The 3,546-nt window shown below is 40.2% G+C and carries 2 protein-coding genes; both read left to right on the top strand.

Going from position 1 to position 3,546, the window contains the following annotated elements; genetic code table 11:
- Window positions 1-376 precede the first annotated feature (376 nt).
- Window positions 377-754: a hypothetical protein gene (locus tag QZ562_RS20485; protein WP_293764466.1), complete on the top strand. Its 378-nt coding sequence runs from the start codon at window positions 377-379 to the stop codon at window positions 752-754.
- Window positions 755-956: 202 nt separating this feature from the next.
- Window positions 957-2,654, top strand: a complete 1,698-nt coding sequence (locus tag QZ562_RS20480) for a hypothetical protein (RefSeq protein WP_293764464.1) — start codon at window positions 957-959, stop codon at window positions 2,652-2,654.
- The last annotated feature ends 892 nt before the right edge of the window (window positions 2,655-3,546 follow it).

Here is a 3,546-nt window from a genome sequence, read left to right as displayed (position 1 = left end):
AGATTAGGTATGATTATTTATTTTGTTTATTTAGCGAGCAGATAACGGCATACGGGCTCTAGTATGGTCTCGTAGGCTCGGATATGAGTATAAGAGAAAGGTATTAACCCTAAGCACATCAGGCTGTATCATTCATGTTGGCGGTCAAGATAATCATGACAACAACAAGAATGACTTCAGTAGCGTATTTGGTGGTGTCGATGTTTCAGAAAACAAACAAGTCGGTGATCTTTCTTCAGTCAACGGTAATATCACTATCCAAGATAATGTAAACGCTAGTGATGTAAACGCTATAAATGGCAATATCGAAATAGGCAATAATGTTAAAGTACACGAATTATCAACCGTCAATGGAGACATCCAAACACAAACCTATTTGTCAGTAAAACGTGACATTAGCACGGTCAATGGCAACATTACTCTTGGTACTAACTCGATGGTTGGTAAAGATATTACAACGGTTAATGGAGACATTTCATTAACTCAAACCTTTGTAAGTGATGACATCAAAACCAAAAATGGCAATATCACCCTTGTCGAAGGTTCAGTTGTTGAGGGAGATATAGAGTTTGAATCTAAGTATGATGGTGGTTGGTGGAGTGACACATCACTTGAACATAGCCCACCAGTCTTAACCATTGACGGAACATCAGATGTAAAAGGGAAAATAATTTTACGCCAAATCGTTGTTTTAAACATCGAAAACCCATCATTATTGGCAAAAGTTGAGCATAGTTATCGTAATCAAGAATAATGAAGCATCACCATAAAATATCTTGATTATTTACAACATGGGTTGTCCTTAAAGTCTCACTCAAGAAAACGATTTTACCGCTTATCAGGTAATATTTAGAGCAATCAGCACTTTATTGGCATATTACTAGCACATGACTAAAATTTTTCTATACTTCACGTACTTTAATCCTCAGTTAGTAACTTTTCATGAGACGGATAATATGAAAACTCTTCACAATTTAATGCAACTAAGCAGCATATTTCTGTTGTTTGGTTGTGCAACACCCAATCCCATTTTCCCAGAAAATATGACATCCATCGATAAAGCAGCCATATATGTAAAAGCAGCTGCTCCCTTATTTGAAGGCATGGGGCAGCATCAACATATCATCACAACAAGTGTTCCGGCTGCTCAACTTTATTTTGATCAAGGTTTGGTGCTAGCTTTCGGTTTTAATCATGCAGAAGCGATACGTTCCTTCAAAGCAGCGCAACGACTTGACCCTGAATGTGCAATGTGTTTTTGGGGAGAGGCTTTAGCCACTGGTCCTAATATTAATGTCACCAGCAAAGGTAAAGCGGTGATGTCCAGCGGTGAACGAAAGTCAGCCTACACAGCTTTACTTCAAGCCCTAGTCTTAGGGTCTAATGCTTCTATAGCTGAACAAGATTATATCAATGCGTTAGCCACTCGTTATGATGGCAACCCTGGATCTGACAGAACTTTACTTGATATTGCTTATGCAAATGCGATGCGGGAGCTAACCAAAAAATATCCGGCTGACAACGATGCGGCAGCATTATTTGCTGAAGCCTTAATGAATACAATGCCTTGGGATTATTGGGTAGACGCAGAACATCCAAAACCTGCTACCCAAGAGGTGATTGATACCCTAGAAAACATTATGGCTCGACAACCCAAACATCCATTAGCTTTGCATCTCTATATTCATGCAGTCGAGGCATCAACTAACCCTGGTCGCGCAGAAGTTGCTGCTGATACTTTAGCCAATTTAGTGCCCGCATCAGGGCATTTGGTGCATATGCCCGCGCATATATATTGGCGTGTTGGCCGTTATAATGATGCGGTTCAAGCTAATATTCAAGCAGCCTCAGTTGACGAAGAGTATATCGCTCAGTGTAACGCGCAAGGCTTTTACCCTGCACTATATTACCCCCACAACATCCATTTCTTATGGGCCGCATCAAGTATGATGGGAAACAGTAAGCTTGCGATTGAGTCGGCTCGCAAAGTAGCTCTGAATGTTAGGCTAGAAATGATCGAACAATTTCCCACTGTCGAATTTTTCAAAACAATTCCGATCTTAGCCTTAACCCAATTTGGCCATTGGGATGAAATATTGGCAGAGCCGATGCCACCGGCAAAATACCAATACTCAAATGCTATCCAACACTATGCTCGTGGTATTGCGCTATTGCGTAGAAATGATGTGAAAGCCGCACACGCCGAACTTAACGCACTACAACCTTTAATGGATACAGATATAATTCACACATTAGACGGCTCGGACTATCCAGCAAGTGTGCTGTTATCGATAGCTGAGCATTTACTTAAAGGAGAAATAGCTCTATCCGAAGGGAAAAGTGCAGAAGCCATTAGTCATTTTACCCAAGCAGTGACTGAACAGGACACGCTGCCTTACACAGAGCCACCATTTTGGTATTACCCGACACGCCAGTCTTTGGGACAAGCGCTGATCCAAGCAAAAAAATTTGCTGCTGCCGAGCAGGTTTACCGCAAAGATCTTCAAGCCTATCCAAAAAATGGATGGTCGATGTTCGGTTTAGTCCAAAGTTTACAAGCACAAAACAAACAACAAGAGGCTGATAAAGTGCAAGAAATGTTTAACATAGTTTGGAATATGGCAGATGTTAAACTCGAAGCTTCACGCATGTAGTGAAACCAATCTAGCCGTAAAACAGAAGTTAAGTGACACTATCAGCATAAGGGATAAATTCATTCAGGTTTAATCACAAAAGGCTCAGAGCACAAAGAGCTCAACAACCGAACATATAAGATGATGCTGATTTCTTTGCACCTTCTTTACGCACTTATTTGTTCACTTCCATATTGTGCACTTATATTTAAGTCCTTCTCTTAATACCCTTCACTTCTGTGTTGTGATGACTTGTGGGAGGGTATTCGATGACATAATGATCGTCTCACTTTTTTGAGCAACATATGCACAGACTTTATGATGAGACTTAAGTGTTACATACGGACAATGGCCTATCAGGGAGTCACCGAGTTGTGCGGATTAAAATACCTGTGATGCTAACCATATGTCTGACGGCGAACGTATCTGGTTAGTCGTTAATAGGCATCAAAAAGACACCTTGCCGAGATCCTAGCGTGACAACTTCTGCTACTGTTTTGATTATTACGGAACATAAATCAGCCACTGTGCAGTTAAACAACCAATTTTAGTACTTTTTACTAGCCAAGTAAGAAGAGTTTATCCAGATGTACAAAGTCCAAATTTTAACACTCACTCAAAATTAAACTATATCATTGCCTACATTCAAGCGACCAAAGCGCATGTAGGCAAAGCATCAATACTTAGCCCTCATGGCTTTATGGTAACCTATATTTCTACTCATTTTTAATCGCAAAAGGTGGGTAAGCATGGGCTTCTATTAGGCATTTTTGTTTGATCGGGATCACTAGACGAAATGTCATTAAGCTGTGTAAAAATAATGATATGAAAGTATTTAAACGCCACTTCTGTCTGCTGTTATTTAAGTGATAGGCGTACCATAGGCATGGAAGAAAACTTGTGTTTATTCGAC

The organism is uncultured Paraglaciecola sp. (genome assembly GCF_913058035.1).
Classification (GTDB): Bacteria; Pseudomonadota; Gammaproteobacteria; order Enterobacterales; family Alteromonadaceae; genus Paraglaciecola.
The sequence above is the reverse complement of the archived record's forward strand: the minus strand, read 5'-3'. Positions and strand labels throughout refer to the sequence as shown.

What these genes read in the sequence shown, in the direction of transcription:
- QZ562_RS20480 (WP_293764464.1), top strand. Translation starts at nt 957, where the DNA reads ATGAAAACTCTTCACAATTTAATGCAACTAAGCAGCATATTTCTGTTG.